We start from the raw sequence: 17,866 nt of genomic DNA on the forward strand, positions 1-17,866 counted from the left end.
GGTCCAATCATTTTAGCTGTAAGCTAGGGACTTATTCGCCCGCAGCAGCAGCCACATCCAGAGTCACGCCTGGGCCCATGGTCGAGCTCAGCGCGATTTTCTTCATGTAAGTGCCTTTGGCGCCTGTTGGCTTGGCTTTGGCAACAGCGGTCACAAATGCACGAACGTTTTCTGCCAGTTTGGCTTCGTCGAAGGACGCTTTGCCAACGCCAGCGTGCACAACGCCGCCTTTTTCAGCTTTGAACTGAACTTCGCCGCCTTTGGCTGCTTCTACGGCCGCTTTCACGTCCATGGTCACAGTGCCAACCTTGGGGTTCGGCATCAGGTTGCGGGGGCCCAGAACTTTACCAAGACGACCAACGATGGGCATCATGTCCGGGGTTGCTATGCAACGATCGAATTCAATGGTGCCGCCCTGAATGGTTTCCATCAGATCTTCTGCACCAATGATATCCGCCCCTGCTTCTTTCGCTTCGTCAGCCTTGGGGCCACGAGCGAATACAGCAACGCGCATTGTTTTACCGGTGCCATTCGGCAGGCCAACAACGCCACGAACCATCTGGTCCGCGTGACGGGTGTCAACGCCCAGGTTCAGAGCGATTTCGATGGTCTCATCGAATTTCGAAGTTGCGTTGGCTTTGACCAGGGCAACTGCTTCTTCGACCGACAGGTTTTCCTTGCCAGCGACAGCTTCGCGCGCAGCGCGGGTACGTTTACCGAGTTTTGCCATCTTACTTCACCTCGATGCCCATAGAGCGGGCCGAGCCCAGGATGATCTGCATTGCGCCTTCGACGTCGTTGGCGTTCAGATCTTTCATTTTGGCTTCGGCGATTTCGCGAACCTGCTTCGAGGTCACGGATGCCACGGTCTCACGACCTGGGTTTTCCGCACCACGGGGGCGATTACGCTTGCCAACCGGCTTCAGGCCAGCTGCTTTTTTCAGGTAATAAGACGCAGGCGGCGTCTTGATGTCCATGGTGAAGGACTTGTCCTGATAATAGGTGATCACGGTCGGGCAAGGCGCGCCTTGCTCCATGTCTGCGGTCTTGGCGTTGAACGCCTTGCAGAATTCCATGATGTTGATGCCGCGCTGACCCAGCGCCGGACCAACTGGTGGCGACGGGTTCGCCTGACCTGCAGGAACCTGCAGTTTCATTGTACCAGCAAGCTTCTTGGCCATTTGGTTTTCCTTTCAACTAAGGTGAAACGCGTTTCACCCAGATTATGTTGCGTGGTTCGATCCGGGATCGCGATCCCGGTAATCTCCCACGAGAGAATCTCGCCCAAAGACGATAGAGGCGGCATGTACAGGGGAACGGAAGTATTGGCAAGGGTTTGAATCACGGCCTGAAGCAGCCACATCGAACCCAAACTGACCCTCGCTCCAAAGCTAAGCAACAGCAAAACAGCATCTGTCATCGCCCAATGAGATTGCACAGGCTACATGCACAACCTTGCGGGCTATCAGAGCAACTTAGCAGCCGCCATAGTTCTTGTTTCCACTCGCCGTGATTGTGTAGGTTCCGCCTCTTGGACCCGTGTAGCATCGTGAGGTCACGCGCCTAACGCTGGCAACCGGTCGGCGGTACGAAGATACTTTCCTGATCTGAGCACCCCACTCACACGCGAGACCATCGCCATCAAGATCCAAATTATGTGGATCAGATACAGGTCCACCAGACGCTAAGAAGAACCTTTGCGCTGCTGCGCCATTCGGAAAGTCATCACAATCATAGTCAACCCCTGCTGCCTCGGATGAAAACGGTCGCTCGTAGGATTTGGTCCCAGCTGTAGACAGGCTGTACTGACCATAATTGCTATTACCACATTGGTTTACTTTTCGAGCAGCCAGCTCTGCTTCGATCATCAGTTTCCCCCGCAATGTCGTACTTGGGAGCCGATACGCGGAACACAGCTCTGCGGACGATGCGCGCGCTACTTTCGAGGACAACACTTCGGGTGACAAAACATCAGCGGTACACGCAGCCAAAATCAAGAAAACAAAATAGATGAACGCACGCATGAAAAACGCCTTGTGGTCACTTTTCGGAAAAAACATTCGGTCAAATCAATAGGGCAGTTATGTACCAACCCAGATCATCAATGTAAACGTTCAGCCAGCCAAGATGCCGCACTGGCTAGGGCAATGCGGCCCCTCAAAATCCACCGAATAAATTTTGCCTCCTGCCTCTGGTCATCTACGCCCTCGACCATCCCGTCAAAATCCACGAATGGACCAGAGTAGGCCCTGACCTTCTCGCCGATTTCGAACGAGATCATCAGCTTGGGCGCTTCGCCACCTCGCTGAGTGATGTAGAAAACCTGGTGCACCTCTGCCTTGCTTGCCAGTTGTCGCGCAAAGGCAAATCAGGACTGTGTGATTGCCAATATCCCAAGCGCGATCAGGCTGGCCCAGCCGATGCGGTGGAGAAAGCGCGGCTCTTTCAGGACGAGCGCGGCAAGGACTACGGATACCGGAATCGAGGCCTGCCGGACCGCGCTGACAGGTGCGGCCTCGGCGCCTAACTGGAAAGCTTTCAGGATAAAAAGATAAGATAGATAGGACGCAACCCCCGCGAATACGATCCGCCACGGGGCGAGTGTCCAGCCTCGTACCACGCCTAGAAATGGGGTCGACATATGGCGATCTTCCCAGGCCCGGATGCCGGCAAGGGTCAATGTCACCAGGATATAACAGTAGAACAGGAAAGGCGCGGGCGTTGTTTTTTGCATAGCGCCTGCATCGCTAAGCGAATAGGCGGCCGAGCCCAGCATCGCCATGACAGCCAGTGCAAAAGCCTTGTGATCATGCAGCAACCCGCCCGGCGATTTCTGGATCATCAGGCTGCCCATCAGGACCAGCGAAATCCCCACAAGGATGAGCCACGAATACTGCTGATCCAGCGCAAGCCAGCTAAAGGCAACGATGGCAATCGGCGAGGAACGGATGATCGGATAATACACCGAAAGGTTGCCCCGGCGCAGGGCTGAAAGCGTGCCATAGTAATAAAAGCTCAACCCCAAGGAAGAAACCAGCACCAGAGGCCAGACCTCGCGGCTGAGGGTCAGGGGCTGGCCAACCAGTCGGGCGTGAAGTGCCGCAAGAATGACCCAGGTCAGCGCCACACCGACATAACAGGACACCGGATGCGCCGTGTCTTTCAACAACAGATCCCGCAGCGGATGTGTCGCCGCCGAAATCAGAACCAGAACAATCAGGCCAAGTTCCATATCTCAGGTCTGATGAAGCGGATTGCGCTGCAGAAAGGTGTTATAGTGCACAGCCATCTGGTCGTCCGCAATCTGCACAACACCATAGGCTGGCGGTTCATCACAGAATTCCCCGTCAACGCTGTCGGCAGTCAGAGGGATTTGGTGATTGATGCTGGGCAGGCTGGTGAACGGGATGCCACGCCAGTTCACATAGGTCATGCGATGGACATGCCCATAGAAGACGTGGCGAATGTTACGCCCGTGACCGAGTGTTTCAAAAAACACTTCGGCTTCGACCAGGCGGATGTCGTCCACATAGGGAATGCCGATGTCAAAAGGCGGGTGGTGCATGAACAAATAGCAGGGCTTATCCCCCGCCGAGATCAGCTGTTCTTTCAGCCAATTCAAGCGCAAGGTGCACAGCTGGCCTTCATGCATATCCGCACCGTCTTTTGTCGTATCCAGAAAGATAAACTTTCCCGCGCCGGTCTCGATGCTGTGCTGAACAAAGCCATTTGAATCCACAGGGTCATCCGTAAAGACCGTTCTGAAAACGTTACGATCATCATGGTTGCCGATCATCAGGTGACAAGGAAGCTGGAAACCGTCCAGATGTGACTTGAGCACCTGATAGGCTTCAGCCCTTCCAAACTCGGCCAGGTCGCCAGATATCACGCAAAACGCTGCATCCGAATGCCATTTGGCGATATCCTCAAGGCAACGGGCAAATTGGGTCGAAGGAACGCCGCCATTCAGGTGCCCGTCTTGGTCAACAAGGTGGATATCTGTGATATGTATGAATTTCATCTACCTGCCCACTTGCCTTGCATGGTTGTCCAAATATGCCAGGCGGCCGGGTTCCATCCCGATTGGTTACGACAAAGATTATCCCGATTTCGACAGATCAGTTCCGCCCTGATTTGCCCAGGTCTGATAACGGGCTGAAGGCTCCAAAACAAGAAACGCCGCAGTGCCCAGGGCAACGCGGCGTTGTCAAATTTCGCTAATTGGAAATTAGCTTTGTTTGGTGACCTGAGTGAAGTCCAGCTCGACCGGGGTTTCTCGGCCAAAGATCGAGACCGAGACCTTCAGCTTCTGGTTATCGTCATCCACACCTTCGACCATGCCGTCGAAATCTTCGAACGGACCGTCATTCACCTTGACCTTCTCGCCAATTTCGAACGAGATCATCAGCTTGGGCGCTTCTTCGCCCTCCTGGACACGGTTGAGGATCTGGTTCACCTCGGCATCGCGCATCGGCATCGGGCGGCCTTGGGGACCCAGAAAACCAGTGACCCGGTTGATCGAGTTGACCAGGTGATACCCTTGATCCGACATTTCCATATGCACCAGCACGTAACCCGGCATAAAGCGACGTTCGGTTGTGACTTTCTTGCCCCGGCGCACTTCGATCACCTCTTCGGTGGGCACCAGAACTTCGTCAATGTCATCCTCAAGGCCCTGCTCGGCCACCGACGTGCGGATCTGCTCTGCGATCTTCTTTTCGAAATTCGAAAGAACGCTGACCGAGTACCACCGTTTCGCCATGAACCTGTCGTCCTTGTTTGCCTTCGGCTGCATTCCATCTACCGGAAAAGCCGTTATTGAAAATCTGTCGCGTCACCCGGAATAAAAAGCGGCGCACAGCCCGAATCGCCGCACGCCCATTCCGAATAGTACCGCGTCACCTACTCTGACATCGCAAGCTGTGCAAGGGGGCAGCGACGTTTCCGACCTGCCCGGCCCGGTTTAACCGAACATGCCCAGAATCAGCTGCAGGCCACCACGAATACCAAGATCGACCAGCGCAAAGAACACAGCCGTCAGTGCTGCCATGATGAACACCATGACCGTGGTCAGCAACACCTCGCGGCGGGTTGGCCAGACGACCTTTGAAACCTCGGCACGGACCTGCTGAATAAACTGGATCGGATTCATAGTTGCCATTTGGCTTTGTTCTCTCTGCTAGCGGATGGGCCGGACATAACCGGGCATTGAGGCAATTTCAAGGGGGCCGTCAGGGCTTGGGCTTATCGTCCCATTCGTCGCTTAGAATGCGGCGCGCATCGCCTTCAGGGTCGTCATACTGGTTCGACCGAACGGTATAGATGAACGCAAACAGGCCAACCCCTCCCAAAAGCAGGGAAATCGGTATGAGATAGGCCAGAACTTCCATTCAGATCACCTTAGCCGCAGCGCGTTCAGAGAAACGGTAATGGACGAGGTCGACATTGCCAATGCCGCGATCAGCGGCGTGGCTAGGCCCGCAACCGCCAGCGGCACTGCAATGATATTATAGATGGTTGCAATACGGAAGTTCTCGCGAATCCGTTTCGTTGCCTTAACCGCGGTATCGCAGGCACCCGCAATCGGCGACAGGTCGTTACCCAACAGCACGATATCGGATGCCACGCGCGCAGCATCTAGCGCCGAGGCCGGTGAAATCGACACATGCGCCGCGGCCAGCGCCGCCGTGTCGTTCAGCCCGTCACCAACCATCAGGACGTGGCAGCCTTGATCCCGCAGGCTTTGCACATGGGTTGCCTTGTCCTGCGGCAGGGCCTGCGCAATCCATGTCTCAATCCCCAGCTTACCGGCCAGCATCTCAACCGCGCCTTGCGTATCGCCCGAGATCAAAATGACCTTTTTCCCCTCATCGCGAAACGCCTGAACCGCCTCAGCCGCACCGGCGCGCAATGTGTCCGAGAACAAGAATACTGAAGGCGCCCGCCCTGCTAACGACAGCCAGGCCGCAGTTTGTTCAGCCTCTTGCCCACCGGTCCATTCGGCGCGTCCCAGACGCACGGGATGGTCCTGAAAGATGCCTTCGGTGCCGTACCCCGGAACTTCAGAGATCCCCTCTACATTTGCAGGCGTGACCCCCGCTTGACGGGCAGCCTGCGCCAGCGCAACAGAGAGCGGGTGCGACGAGGCCTCGGCCAGTGCCAGTGCAATTTCCAGATCTCCGGGCGCATGATCCGCAAGATTGGTCAGCTCCGGCGTTCCCGAGGTCAGTGTTCCCGTCTTGTCGAACACAACCGTATCCACCTCGGCCAGGCGTTCCAGCGCTGTGGCGTGTTTGATCAGCATCCCCTTGCGGAACAACCGGCCCGAGGCCGCAGTCGTCACCGCCGGCACGGCCAGACCCAGCGCACAGGGGCAGGTGATGATCAGCACCGCTGCTGCGATATTCAGCGCGGTGCGGATATCGCCGGAATAGATATACCAGCCCAGAAAGCTCAGCGCCGACAGGATATGCACGCCCGGTGCATAAAGCTTGGCTGCCTTATCCGCCAGCGAAGTATAACGCGACCGCCCAGATTCCGCGATGGCCACAAGATCGGCCATGCGGTGCAGCGAAGTATCCTCACCCACGGCTGTCGCCCGTACGGTCAATGGACCCGTTAGATTTACCTCGCCAGCACTGACCGTCAGACCGGTTTCCGCAAATACCGGCAAGGTTTCACCCGTCAGCAGCGATCGGTCGAGCTCGGATTGCCCGGAAACGATTTCGCCATCCACCGGCATTCGGCCTCCGGGACGTACCAGGATCAGATCACCCACGCTCAGCGTTGCGACGGGCACCTCAACTTCTTGACCATCGGCCAGCCTGATCGCGCGCGGAACTTCCAACGCGGTCAACTCCTCGGCTGCGGATCGGGCGGCGGCGCGGGTACGGTAATCCAGATAGCGACCGGCCAGCAGAAAGAACGTCAGGGTCAGGGCGGCGTCAAAATAGGCGTGCTCACCACTCAGCGCGGTTTCCCACAGCGATGTGGCCAATGCCAACAGGATTGCCAACACGATCGGCACATCCATATTCAGGCGACCGACGCGCAGGGCGCTCCAAGCATTGGCAAAGAAGGGCTGCGCCGAAAACGCGATCGCAGGCAAAGCAATCGCTGCCGAAATCCAGTGGAACATGTCGCGCGTTGCATCGGTTGCCCCTGACCAGACAGAGACAGACAGCAACATTACATTCATCGAGGCAAAACCAGCCACCGCCAACCGCATCAACAGGTCGCGACCAGCTTTGTCGGACTGCGTGGCAGACAGGGATCCAGGGTCCAGCTCGTGCGCCTCAAAGCCTACGCGTTCAAGCACCGGGATCAGATCGGCGGCCCGCAGATCGGGCGCGGCTTTGACCATCGCGCGTTTCAAGGTCAAGTTCACGCGCGCGTCCTCGACCCCGGGCTGGGCATTCAATTCACGCTCGACCGTGGCAATACAGGCCGAGCAGTGAATTCCCGGCAATGACAGCGCGATCTGCACATCCTGCGGGATCGGCCTTGCGGGCTCTGCCGGGGCGGCGATACAGCCGGGGCAAGCTGCGGTGCCGGAGGACATCTGCGCAGACATCCCCTAGCCCTTCACATAAAGCGGCACGCGCTGTGCAAACTCGGCCCCGCTGTGATCTTTGGCAACCAGCCGAATGTTCCAGTTGCCCGGACCCAGCGATGCCGGAGTCGCATATGCAGTCCCGTCGAATGTGAAATCAGGAGCAAAATCAACTTTGACATGGGTCGCGCGGCCCACAACGGCCTGCAGGTCAGCCACCTTGACCGGTGCGCCCGTCTGATCGGTTATATGCAGGATCAGCAAGCCGCCCGACATCTCGGCGCGGATAAACCAGCCCAGCGCCTGATGTTCCTTCAGGCGTTCGTTGAATTCCTGGCTGGCCACATAAGAATTCTTGACCTCGAGCCCCGGAAAGGTCTTCACCGCGCTATAGGCCAGAACCAGGTTCACCGTGATGATCACGCCAAAGGATGCAACGAACACAGCCAGCGCATGTTTGCCGGTGAATTTACGTTCAGCCATGTTCAGTTCCCTCGTCCGTTAAACGTGGTGTCCTTATAGGCGCGCTCACCGCTCTGCAGGTCTTCGACCCAGATGCGGACCGGCGTCGTATCCAAAGTTGCTGGCCCGGTGTCGCCCGATGCGACGATGTAAACACGGGTCAATTGTGCCGTATCCGCCGTCACATTGACAGTCTCACCTTCAACCCCCTCGATCTGTATCTTCAGGGCCGGATCACCGGACAGGGTCAGTTGAAATGGGCGGTCCTCGCCATGTTTGTTCCGCAGTCGTACATCATAGGTGTTACGAATAGTGCCGTCGGAAAGGGTTACAAATGTCGGGTTTCGCACCGGCGCTACGGTCAGATCAATGTCAGACCGGATGAACAGGGCGAACAAAAGCGCGAAGCCAACTGCAGACCACATACCCGTATACATAATGGTCCGAGGCCGCAGGATGTGTTTCCAGACATTCTTGGGCGGATGACCGGCGCGTTCACTCGATTCGTCGCTCAACGCCATGTAGTCGATCAAGCCACGCGGCTTGCCAATTTTGGCCATCATGTCATCGCAAGCGTCGATGCACAGCGCACAGGTGATACATTCAAGCTGCTGACCGTCGCGGATGTCGATACCGACAGGGCAGACATTCACACAGGCCATGCAATCAATGCAGTCCCCAAGATCGGAATCCGCGGTCCGCTTGCCTTTGCCGCGCGGTTCACCGCGCCATTCGCGATACCCAACCACCAGAGTATCCTCGTCCATCATCGCGGCCTGAATGCGCGGCCAGGGACAGGCGTAAATACAGATCTGCTCACGTGCGAACCCACCGAACAAAAAGGTCGTCCCCGTCAGGATCAATATGGTTGTATAGGCGACCGGATGTGCATTTCCGGTCACTAGATCACGGACAAGCGTTGGCGCATCCGCGAAATAGAACACCCAGGCACCACCCGTTGCCAGACCAATAAACAGCCAGGCGACCCATTTGGTGACGCGCAGCCTTGCTTTGTGGAAATCCATCTTTTTCTGACGATGCAGGCGCAGACGGGCGTTTCGATCACCTTCGATCCAGCGCTCGACCAAGATATACAAATCAGTCCAGACGGTCTGCGGGCAGGCATAGCCGCACCACACGCGCCCCAGCGCCGATGTAAACAGAAACAGGCCCAGACCGGCCATGATCAGCAACCCGGCCACGAAATAGAACTCGTGCGGCCAGATCTCGATCCAGAAAAAGTAAAAGCGCCGGTTGGCCAGATCCAGCAGCACCGCCTGGTCCGGAAGGCTGGGACCACGATCCCATCTGATCCAGGGTGTGACGTAATAGATCCCCAGCGTTACCGCCATGATGAACCATTTCAGGTTGCGAAACGGGCCGGACACGCGGCGGGGAAAGATCGGTTCGCGCGCTGCGTATAGGCTGGGGGCGGGGTCGGAATCGCTCACGGGCTGGCTCCAGATGTAGCTGTTCTACGGCGTCTTCTTCCAGATCATACGGGCAGCCACTTTGACATGGGTCAAAAGCGCATCGTAAAGACACCTTTTGTCACATCTTACCAGCTTGCCGCCTGAGCCACCTGATAAATATCTTCACCCCTGGACGAAGCGGCATATTACCGGTGACAATATGGTATCCGCGCCCGTCGGGTTCGCGGAACAGTTCGACCAATCGACCCGCAATGATATCCGCTTCGACAAAATGCCGCACGGTGGCCGTCACACCTTGCCCGGCGCGCACTCCCTCAAGCAGCAGGTTTCCCGGCAAGGCGATGCGGCCAGCGCCGGGGCTGTGGTCCACGCCGTGACGGGCCAGCCATTGCGTTGCCTCCGTTGTGCCGAACTCCTCAAGCCAGGGCAGACGGCTGAGTGCTTTAGGTGTCACAGGTGCCCGCCCAGTCAACAGGGATGGCGCAGCGACAATCACGATCGGACTTTGCAACAGCAGTTCAGCCGTCACATCGGGCCAGTCCCCTGCCCCATATCTGATCGCCAGATCCACGCCGCCCGGGCGCAGATCGACCAACCGGGGCGAAGGATCCAGCGCAAGGTGAATGCCTGGATGCTCGGCCTGAAATGCGGGCAAGCGCGGCATAAGCCACGAAGCTGCGAAAGAGGCCGTCAGCGATACGTGGACCGGGCGATCCTCGGTTGTACGCTTCAGGTCAGTGACCGCCGCACCTATGGCCCCAAATCCCAAATACAGGGCACGCGCCAGAACCTTGCCCTCGGCCGTCAGGGTCATGGATTTACCGGATCGGTCCAGAAGGGCCAGATCCAGGTGTTTTTCAAGCGCACGCAGTTGTTGGCTGATCGCTGCGTGACTGACATTCAGCGACGCCCCTGCCTGAACAACATTTCCAGTCTCAGCAAAGGCAGAAAAGGCGCGCAAAGCCGCAAGCGGCGGCATATCCATCCAGTTCATCTGTAAGTCCTACTTACATATTGGAATGGTAATTGAGTCGCATTTATCAGGCTAAAGATCAATCCTGATAACAGCGGCAACACAATCCAGGAGGGATCAGATGCTTGCGATACTGGCACGAAGTTTCATGGTAGCCACCAAAACAGAGGCTAACGGCAAAGGCACTGGCACAGATAGCCGCGACCTTGCGCGCAGCAGCTGGCTGCCGGACCATCACTGGTGGATTGAAAAGTCTGGCCCGCGCGAAAAGGCGCATCTGGACTGCACCAATGGGGGCCTGTAGTCTGATAATAGTAGCACCGGCTGTTCAGGAAACGCGCGAACAGAGAGAACAGCCGGTGCCTTAACCTTCGGGCGGCGAACCGTCCGAAGGTATTCTTTTGGCCTTACTGACCGCCACCCAACTGGTGGACATAGGCCGTCACAGCGCGGATCTGCGCGTCCGTAAGGCGGTTTTCCCAAGCAGGCATTACACCGAAACGGCTATTGGTCACGGTCTCAGTCAATGCCTCTGCGTCGCCACCATAGAGCCAGATCGCATCGGTCAGGTTGGGTGCGCCCTGAAAGACGTCACCAGTGCCATCCTCGCCATGACAGGACGAACAGTTATCTTCGAAGACAACCTTGCCTGCCTGCGCAGCTACGTCATCAGTCTGCGCATTGGTCAGGGACATCACGTATTGAACCACTTGGGTGATCTCGTCATGTTCCAGAATTTCGCCAAATGCAGGCATTTCGGAATAGCGCGCATCGTCGCTTTCCTCGTTGCGAATGCCATAGGCGATTGTGGTCTCGATATCCTCAAGCGAACCGCCCCACAGCCAGGCGTCATCCAGCAGGTTCGGGAATCCTGGTGCACCCTGCGCGCCTGAGCCGTGGCATTGCGCACACCAGGTACGGAACACCGCACCCCCGGAATTCGCCGCGTATTGCTGCAGTTCGGGATCTGCCGAGATATCTTCAAGCGATGTTTCCACAAGCTTGGCGTTCCAAGGGGCATTCGCCTCTTCAAACGCAATCATCTCTTCTTGTACCAGAGCGCGAGAGGACCAGCCCAAAACGCCAGCAGTGGCGGATTGAACCAAGGGCCATGCGGGATACATGATCGTATAGATTACCGCCCAGAAGATGGTGGCGTAGAATGTCCACAACCACCAGCGCGGCATCGGGTTTTCGAATTCTTCGATACCATCCCAGCTGTGGCCGGTTGTACTCGGATCACCCGGCTGTTTTTCAGGTGTCTTGCTCATTGCCGCGCCTCCTTGGATGTGGCGGGATTGTCGTCGCCCCGCAGGGGCGCTGGTGCATCATCATGCCGAAACGGGATATTCGCGGTGTCCTTGTATTCCTTGCTGGATCCCGGGCGGAAAACCCAGATTATGATTCCAACAAAGAAAACAAAGAGCAGCAGCAACATCCAGCTATCCGCGAATTGCCGTAAGAGTGTATATTCTTCCATCACACCCTCCTTTACCGGTTCGCGTCTGGGGTGAAGGTCGAGAAATCGACCAGCGTTCCCAGCATCTGCAGATAAGCGACCATCGCATCCGCTTCAGTCAGCTCTGGCTGACCATCGAAGTTCCGCACGCTGACCTTGTCACCATAGCGTTCCAGCAGGCCGTCATAGTCACTGTCGGGATCGGCCTGCGCCCGGAAATCCGCAACGGCGTTCTCCAGCATCTCTTCGGTATAGGGCGTGCCTACCAGCGCATTCGCCTTCATGACATCACCGATATACTTACCGTCAATCTTGCGATGCTCGAGGAAGCCGTATTTCGGCATTACAGATTCAGGCACCACCGACTGCGGGTCGCGCAGGTGATCCACATGCCACTGGTCAGAATAACGACCACCGACACGGGCCAGATCAGGCCCGGTGCGTTTGGACCCCCACTGGAACGGATGATCATACATTGATTCAGCCGCCAGCGAGTAGTGGCCATAGCGCTCGACCTCATCCCGCATCGGGCGGATCATCTGACTGTGGCAGACATAGCAGCCTTCGCGGATATAGATGTCACGGCCCGCCATTTCCAAGGGGGTGTAAGGGCGCATGCCCTCCACCTTTTCGATGGTGTTCTCAAGATAGAACAGAGGGGTGATCTGCACGATGCCACCGATGGTCACGACCAGAAAGCTGAATATCAGCAGGAGGGTCGCGTTGGTCTCGAGGATCTTATGTTTGTCGAGAATTGCCATTGCTCCGGCCCTCCTTATTCAGCCGGGACCGCGACGGTCAGGCTGGCCTCTTTGGCCGGCGCTTTCCGCACAGTCATCCACAGGTTGTAGCACATGATCAGCGCCCCAGCGAGGAACATGACCCCACCCAGAGCTCGCACCACATACATCGGGAACTTGGCAGCCACGGTGTCGGCGAACGAGTTCACAAGGAAACCGTTGGCATCCACTTCGCGCCACATCAGGCCTTCCATGATACCTGTCACCCACATCGACGCGGCGTAGAGCACGATGCCGATAGTGGCGAGCCAGAAGTGCCAGCTGACCATCTGCAGCGAATACAGACGCTCACGCTTCCACAAGACGGGCACCAGGAAGTACAGCGCACCAAAGGTGATCATGCCGTTCCAACCCAGCGCACCCGAATGCACGTGACCAATGGTCCAGTCGGTATAGTGGCTCAAAGAGTTAACCGCTCGGATCGACATCATCGGGCCCTCAAAAGTGGACATGCCATAGAAGCCGACCGAGATCACCATCATCCGGATCACCGGGTCCGTACGCAGCTTGTCCCACGCACCCGATAGGGTCATCAGGCCGTTGATCATGCCACCCCAGGACGGCATCCACAGCACGATCGAGAACACCATGCCCAGTGTCGAGGCCCAGTCAGGCAGCGCGGTATAGTGCAAATGGTGCGGACCAGCCCAGATATACAGGAAGATCAGCGCCCAGAAGTGGATGATCGACAGCTTGTAGCTGAACACCGGACGTTCGGCCTGTTTCGGGATGAAATAGTACATCATGCCCAGGAAACCGGCGGTCAGGAAAAAGCCCACAGCGTTGTGGCCGTACCACCACTGGATCATCGCGTCCTGAACGCCTGACCAGACGATGACGGATTTCGAACCCCAGATGCTGACAGGGATAGTCATGTTGTTGACCAGATGCAGCATGGCGACGGTAACGATAAAGGCCAGGTAGAACCAGTTCGCCACATAAATGTGCGGCTCTTTCCGCCTGACAATCGTCCCCAGGAACACGGCCAGATATGCCACCCAGACGATGGTCAACCACAGGTCAACATACCATTCCGGCTCGGCGTATTCCTTGGACTGGGTTCCACCCAGCACATACCCGGTCGCAGCCAGCACAATGAACAGCTGGTAGCCCCAGAAAACGAACCATGCCAGATTGCCGCCCCACAGGCGCGCGGCGCTGGTCCGCTGGACGACGTAGAAGGACGTTGCGATTAGTGCGTTGCCGCCAAAGGCAAAGATAACCGCCGATGTATGCAGCGGACGCAATCGGCCAAAATTCAGATATCCTTGTGCCCATTCAAAGTTCAGCACCGGATAGGCCAGCTGAAAGGCGATGAATGTCCCGGCAAGAAAACCAACCACGCCCCAAAAGGCCGTCGCGATTACGCCGTAACGGACCACATCGTCCATGTACTCGCCTGAACGATCTATGAGGATATCTGGCTCATCCGTGTTTCTAAGCGTCCAGATGAACAATCCCGCGGCGATCAACATCACCAGAATTGCATGCACCTGATACGCCAAATCGCGTGCATAATTGGTCCCGATCGCTGCAAACAGCACGATCAGACCAAGCACGATCAGCTTGATGTAATTTGACATATTGCGTCCCTTTGCCATGCTCCGCGCGATTCTTTTTTGTCGCGGAACCCATTTGACTGGTCGTTGTTTTGTCCGAGGACAGCCCAAACTGCTTTGATCTGTATCAAGACAGAATAGCGAATATTATGACAAGGCTACAGAAATGATTTGGCCGGAATGTCGCGGACGGAACGGCCCTGGAGGCAAGAGGTCAAGATGGCGTATAAGTCCCTTCTCACAGTTCTAACGGAAACGGAACAATCGGCCCCGGCGCTGGCACAGATGGCAGCCCTGGCCACAGCCCAGGATGCGCATGCCGAAGCCCTGTGCCTGGGGGTCGATCGCAGTCAGACCGGTTATTACTATGCTGGCGCCAACGCGCTGATTCTGCAGGAGACCCTGTCCCGCGCCAAAGCAGAGGCCGAGGACACCCTGCACTATGCAGAGACCTATCTGAACAGTTCCGGCGTACGCTGGTCTGCGGAAAGCGGCGTGGCCCAGATTGCCGATATTGGTCGCCACGTTGCCCATCGGGCGCGGTTCTCGGACCTTGTTATTTTGCCGCAACCTTACGGAAAAGACCGCAGCGTCGAAGCAGAGCCTATCGTCGAGGCAGCCATGTTCGAAGGTCACGCTCCGGTTCTGGTCATACCCGAAAACACGACGCCTTTTGACAAGCCCGGTACTGTCTTGGTCGGCTGGAACGAAAGCGTCGAAGCCATGCGCGCAATTCGCTGCGCCCTACCCTTCCTGATCGGGGCCGATCAGGTGCGGATCGTGGTGATCGACCCACCAACGCATGGGCCGGATCGCTCGGACCCCGGTGGGTTGTTGTCCCAGATGCTGTCGCGCCACGGAGTTAAGTGCGAAATCGACGTGCTCAGCAAAACAATGTCGCGTGTATCGGACATCCTGAACCGCCATGCGACGGATACCGAAACAGATATGATCGTCATGGGCGCCTATGGGCATTCCCGATTCCGAGAAGCCATCCTGGGCGGCGCGACACGCAATATGCTGGAACAATCGACTGTTCCGGTGTTCATGGCACATTGAAACGGCAGAGCCGCCCAGCGGGCGGCTTTTATCCGCGTTTCACAAGGCCGATCAGGAAAAGCAGAATGATTGCCCCAATGGTGGCGAAAATAATTGACGAGACCAGACCGCCGCCGACGGCAAAACCAAGGGCTGGGAAAATCAGCCCGGCCAGAAATGCCCCGACAACGCCAACGATGATGTTACCAATCAAGCCGAATCCCCGGCCTTCCATGATCTTTCCGGACAACCATCCCGCGATGGCACCAATAAGCAGCATGGCCAAAAGGCTGCTGAATCCCATGACTTACTCCTGACGCAGTTTCACTGGTCCCACTAAACCACGGTTAAGACAACGGGTCACGCCGTATGTGAATCACACCAGATATCCGCCATCGGAATCGTCGCCTGCCTCTTCCATCAACCGGCCCATATCCGGAACAGATACACGGCGCTTTCCTTCTAGCAAGATGATCTCGTCTTTCTTCAAGGCGGATATCTGACGGCTGACGGTTTCCAGTGTAAGGCCAAGGTAGTCTGCCATCGCCTCGCGCGTCAGCGGAAGATCAAAAACGATTGGGCTGGAATTCCCGTTCTGCCCAATCGACGCATCCCGGCGCGCGATGATGGACAACAGGCTTGCGATTTTTTCGCGCGCAGTCTTGCGCCCCAGCACCAGCATCCATTCACGGGCAGCGTCCAGCTCATCCAGTGTCATCTGAAGCAAACGATGCGCGATATGCGGAGTAGCACCCATCAGTTCTTCGAACGGCTTCTTACGGAAACAGCACATGACAATGTCAGTCGTTGCCACGACGTCGTAAGGCGCTGAATCTCGACCGGGACGACCGACGAAATCGCTGGGCAGCAAAAGGCCAACCATCTGCGTGCGCCCATCTTCCATGGTCTGAGTCAAAGAAGCGATCCCCGACACGACCGAGCCCACGAAATTCATCTGATCACCGGACCAGATGATTGTCTGCCCAGCCTCGAAGCTGCGATAATATTTAATACCTTCAAGAAGCTCCAGCTCATGAACATCGCAATGCGCACAGACTGCTCTGTGGCGGATTGGACAATCTTCACAGTTTGTATGATCGATTTTGAAAATCTGTGTCATGCGCGTTCCCACTTGATCTCTATCAAGGTTGCTAGGCGTGCCGTCCTCTAACGGTATCGCCATGATAGTTAAACCACAACTTGCAAAGCTTGGACTATTTGACGCGAAAGTACCGCGCTACACAAGCTATCCAACAGCCCCTCACTTCAACAATGATGTGGGGGTAAACCTTTACGAAGACTGGATTACCGGCATTAAACCCGGCAGCTCCGTCTCGTTGTACATACACGTGCCCTTCTGCCGCAGGCTGTGTTGGTTTTGTGCCTGCCGAACACAGGGGACGCAAACTGACAACCCGGTCATCGCCTATGTCGATGTCCTCAAGGCCGAGCTTGATCTGCTGGCCGCGCGCCTGCCTCAAGGCGTCACCCTCTCGCGTCTGCACTGGGGCGGCGGCACACCAACGCTGTTGAATCCCGATCTGATGCGAGATCTGGCCACACGCATTCTGGATGTTATCCCGCTGGGCCCGGGTGCTGAATTCTCGGTCGAAATCGACCCGAACGAGATTGACCAAGCCCGACTGGACGCGCTGGCCGAAGCGGGCATGAACCGCGCCTCGATCGGCGTGCAGGATTTCGACGATGAGATTCAGAAAACTATCGGTCGCGTCCAAAGCTATGACACCACGCGCGCAGCTGTGGACATGATCCGTGCCCGCGGCATTACCAGTCTGAACGCAGATATCCTGTACGGTCTGCCGCATCAGACCAAATCAAGGATGACTGAAAGCGTACAGAAACTGCTGTCACTGAACCCCGACCGCGTTGCGCTGTACGGATACGCCCACGTGCCGTGGATGGCCAAGCGGCAACAGTTGATTCCTTCGGACGCATTGCCCACGCCCGAGCAACGTCTGGAGCTGTTCGAGACGGCGCGTCGACTGTTCCTCTGGGATGATTACGCCGAGATCGGAATTGACCACTTTGCCACGCAGGATGATGGTCTGACACATGCGCTCAGGGCCGGGCGACTGAAACGGAACTTTCAGGGTTATACGGATGATCAGGCCGAGGTGCTGATCGGTGTGGGCGCAAGCTCGATCTCGCGGTTTCCTCAGGGCTACGCCCAGAACGCACCGGCAACATCGGCCTATACGAAAGCCATCCGCGAGGGGCGCTTTTCGACCTCGCGCGGGCATTTGTTCAAAGGGCAGGACATTTTGCGCGCACGTCTGATCGAAGCGCTGATGTGTGATTTTCAGATCAATTCGGCTGAGATTCTGCGTGACCACAACATATCCGCCCAAGAGCTGAACGAGATGTACCAGAAGGCCAATGCCGACTTCAACAATCTGCTACACGTCACCAAGGATGGCCTGTTCATTCCACCCGAGGCCCGGCCGCTGACCCGAATGATTGCCCGCAGCTTTGACGCCTATGACCTGAGCAAGGCAGGCCACAGCTCGGCGATCTGATCGCTTACAGGTGGGCCCGGTTGTGCGGCCCGCCGCTTAGATACCAGTACAGG

22 protein-coding genes are annotated in these 17,866 nt (G+C 56.9%); 3 read left to right on the forward strand and 19 right to left on the reverse strand.

The window, feature by feature from the left end; translation table 11 throughout:
* Positions 1 to 31: 31 nt before the first annotated feature.
* From rplA to AC2FHX_RS15455, 13 genes are all read right to left on the reverse strand, one after another.
* Positions 32 to 730, reverse strand: a complete 699-nt coding sequence (gene rplA / locus AC2FHX_RS15395) for a 50S ribosomal protein L1 (RefSeq protein WP_142636917.1) — start codon at positions 728 to 730, stop codon at positions 32 to 34.
* Position 731: 1 nt separating this feature from the next.
* Entirely contained in the window at positions 732 to 1,181 is a 450-nt protein-coding gene (gene rplK / locus AC2FHX_RS15400; protein ID WP_085823307.1) for a 50S ribosomal protein L11, read from the reverse strand.
* Entirely contained in the window at positions 1,154 to 1,420 is a 267-nt protein-coding gene (locus AC2FHX_RS15405; protein ID WP_496702620.1) for a hypothetical protein, read from the reverse strand. Before AC2FHX_RS15405 ends, rplK begins: the two co-directional genes overlap by 28 nt.
* 681 nt (positions 1,421 to 2,101) lie before the next feature.
* Positions 2,102 to 2,332: a transcription termination/antitermination protein NusG gene (locus AC2FHX_RS15410; RefSeq protein ID WP_142636919.1), complete on the reverse strand. Its 231-nt coding sequence runs from the start codon at positions 2,330 to 2,332 to the stop codon at positions 2,102 to 2,104.
* A gap of 36 nt (positions 2,333 to 2,368) precedes the next feature.
* On the reverse strand, positions 2,369 to 3,232 hold the full coding sequence (locus AC2FHX_RS15415) for an EamA family transporter (protein ID WP_496702622.1): 864 nt from the start codon (positions 3,230 to 3,232) through the stop codon (positions 2,369 to 2,371).
* Positions 3,233 to 3,235: 3 nt separating this feature from the next.
* A complete protein-coding gene (locus tag AC2FHX_RS15420) occupies positions 3,236 to 4,021 on the reverse strand; it encodes a phosphodiesterase (RefSeq protein WP_496702624.1) in 786 nt (261 codons plus the stop codon).
* Positions 4,022 to 4,228: 207 nt separating this feature from the next.
* Positions 4,229 to 4,762 (reverse strand): transcription termination/antitermination protein NusG, encoded by a 534-nt coding sequence (gene nusG / locus AC2FHX_RS15425; RefSeq protein WP_142637254.1) that lies wholly within the window; start codon positions 4,760 to 4,762, stop codon positions 4,229 to 4,231.
* A gap of 201 nt (positions 4,763 to 4,963) precedes the next feature.
* Entirely contained in the window at positions 4,964 to 5,161 is a 198-nt protein-coding gene (gene secE / locus AC2FHX_RS15430; RefSeq protein ID WP_142636925.1) for a preprotein translocase subunit SecE, read from the reverse strand.
* Positions 5,162 to 5,231: 70 nt separating this feature from the next.
* Positions 5,232 to 5,390: a cbb3-type cytochrome oxidase assembly protein CcoS gene (gene ccoS, locus AC2FHX_RS15435; RefSeq protein ID WP_142636927.1), complete on the reverse strand. Its 159-nt coding sequence runs from the start codon at positions 5,388 to 5,390 to the stop codon at positions 5,232 to 5,234.
* Between the two features lie 5 nt (positions 5,391 to 5,395).
* Entirely contained in the window at positions 5,396 to 7,573 is a 2,178-nt protein-coding gene (locus tag AC2FHX_RS15440; RefSeq protein ID WP_496702625.1) for a heavy metal translocating P-type ATPase, read from the reverse strand.
* A 3-nt stretch (positions 7,574 to 7,576) separates the two neighbouring features.
* Positions 7,577 to 8,035 (reverse strand): FixH family protein, encoded by a 459-nt coding sequence (locus AC2FHX_RS15445; protein ID WP_496702627.1) that lies wholly within the window; start codon positions 8,033 to 8,035, stop codon positions 7,577 to 7,579.
* A gap of 2 nt (positions 8,036 to 8,037) precedes the next feature.
* Positions 8,038 to 9,465: a cytochrome c oxidase accessory protein CcoG gene (ccoG, locus tag AC2FHX_RS15450; RefSeq protein WP_281973105.1), complete on the reverse strand. Its 1,428-nt coding sequence runs from the start codon at positions 9,463 to 9,465 to the stop codon at positions 8,038 to 8,040.
* A gap of 100 nt (positions 9,466 to 9,565) precedes the next feature.
* Positions 9,566 to 10,441: a LysR family transcriptional regulator gene (locus tag AC2FHX_RS15455; protein WP_281973104.1), complete on the reverse strand. Its 876-nt coding sequence runs from the start codon at positions 10,439 to 10,441 to the stop codon at positions 9,566 to 9,568.
* A gap of 100 nt (positions 10,442 to 10,541) precedes the next feature.
* Between AC2FHX_RS15455 and AC2FHX_RS15460 the strand changes: the two genes are divergently transcribed.
* On the forward strand, positions 10,542 to 10,724 hold the full coding sequence (locus AC2FHX_RS15460; protein WP_281973103.1) for a hypothetical protein: 183 nt from the start codon (positions 10,542 to 10,544) through the stop codon (positions 10,722 to 10,724).
* Between the two features lie 103 nt (positions 10,725 to 10,827).
* On the opposite strand, the gene ccoP is transcribed toward AC2FHX_RS15460, so the two are convergent.
* Genes ccoP through ccoN form a run of 4 tightly spaced genes read right to left on the reverse strand, consistent with a single transcriptional unit; the run spans position 10,828 to position 14,262 of the window.
* On the reverse strand, positions 10,828 to 11,691 hold the full coding sequence (ccoP, locus tag AC2FHX_RS15465) for a cytochrome-c oxidase, cbb3-type subunit III (protein ID WP_496702629.1): 864 nt from the start codon (positions 11,689 to 11,691) through the stop codon (positions 10,828 to 10,830).
* On the reverse strand, positions 11,688 to 11,900 hold the full coding sequence (locus tag AC2FHX_RS15470) for a cbb3-type cytochrome oxidase subunit 3 (RefSeq protein WP_142636941.1): 213 nt from the start codon (positions 11,898 to 11,900) through the stop codon (positions 11,688 to 11,690). Before AC2FHX_RS15470 ends, ccoP begins: the two co-directional genes overlap by 4 nt.
* An 11-nt stretch (positions 11,901 to 11,911) precedes the next feature.
* Complete coding sequence (gene ccoO / locus AC2FHX_RS15475; protein ID WP_496702631.1) at positions 11,912 to 12,640, reverse strand: cytochrome-c oxidase, cbb3-type subunit II; 729 nt, start codon at positions 12,638 to 12,640, stop codon at positions 11,912 to 11,914.
* A 14-nt stretch (positions 12,641 to 12,654) separates the two neighbouring features.
* Positions 12,655 to 14,262 carry a cytochrome-c oxidase, cbb3-type subunit I gene (gene ccoN, locus AC2FHX_RS15480; protein ID WP_142636945.1) on the reverse strand — a complete coding sequence of 536 codons (1,608 nt, stop codon included), beginning with the start codon at positions 14,260 to 14,262 and terminating at the stop codon, positions 12,655 to 12,657.
* Positions 14,263 to 14,457: 195 nt separating this feature from the next.
* On the opposite strand from ccoN, the gene AC2FHX_RS15485 reads away from it, so the two are divergent.
* Positions 14,458 to 15,297, forward strand: a complete 840-nt coding sequence (locus tag AC2FHX_RS15485) for a universal stress protein (protein WP_142636947.1) — start codon at positions 14,458 to 14,460, stop codon at positions 15,295 to 15,297.
* Between the two features lie 28 nt (positions 15,298 to 15,325).
* Here AC2FHX_RS15485 and AC2FHX_RS15490 read toward each other — a convergent pair whose 3' ends face one another.
* Together AC2FHX_RS15490 and fnrL are read right to left on the reverse strand one after the other, a co-directional pair.
* The gene (locus AC2FHX_RS15490; protein WP_142636950.1) at positions 15,326 to 15,580 is read right to left on the reverse strand and encodes a GlsB/YeaQ/YmgE family stress response membrane protein; all 255 of its coding nucleotides are present in this window, start codon (positions 15,578 to 15,580) and stop codon (positions 15,326 to 15,328) included.
* Between the two features lie 72 nt (positions 15,581 to 15,652).
* On the reverse strand, positions 15,653 to 16,396 hold the full coding sequence (gene fnrL, locus AC2FHX_RS15495; protein ID WP_496702633.1) for a transcriptional regulator FnrL: 744 nt from the start codon (positions 16,394 to 16,396) through the stop codon (positions 15,653 to 15,655).
* 61 nt (positions 16,397 to 16,457) lie between these two features.
* Here fnrL and hemN point away from each other — a divergent pair, with 61 nt between their 5' ends.
* Complete coding sequence (gene hemN / locus AC2FHX_RS15500; protein WP_271949799.1) at positions 16,458 to 17,813, forward strand: oxygen-independent coproporphyrinogen III oxidase; 1,356 nt, start codon at positions 16,458 to 16,460, stop codon at positions 17,811 to 17,813.
* Positions 17,814 to 17,866: the final 53 nt, after the last annotated feature.

It is taken from the genome of Ruegeria sp. CDSC042 (assembly GCF_059610745.1).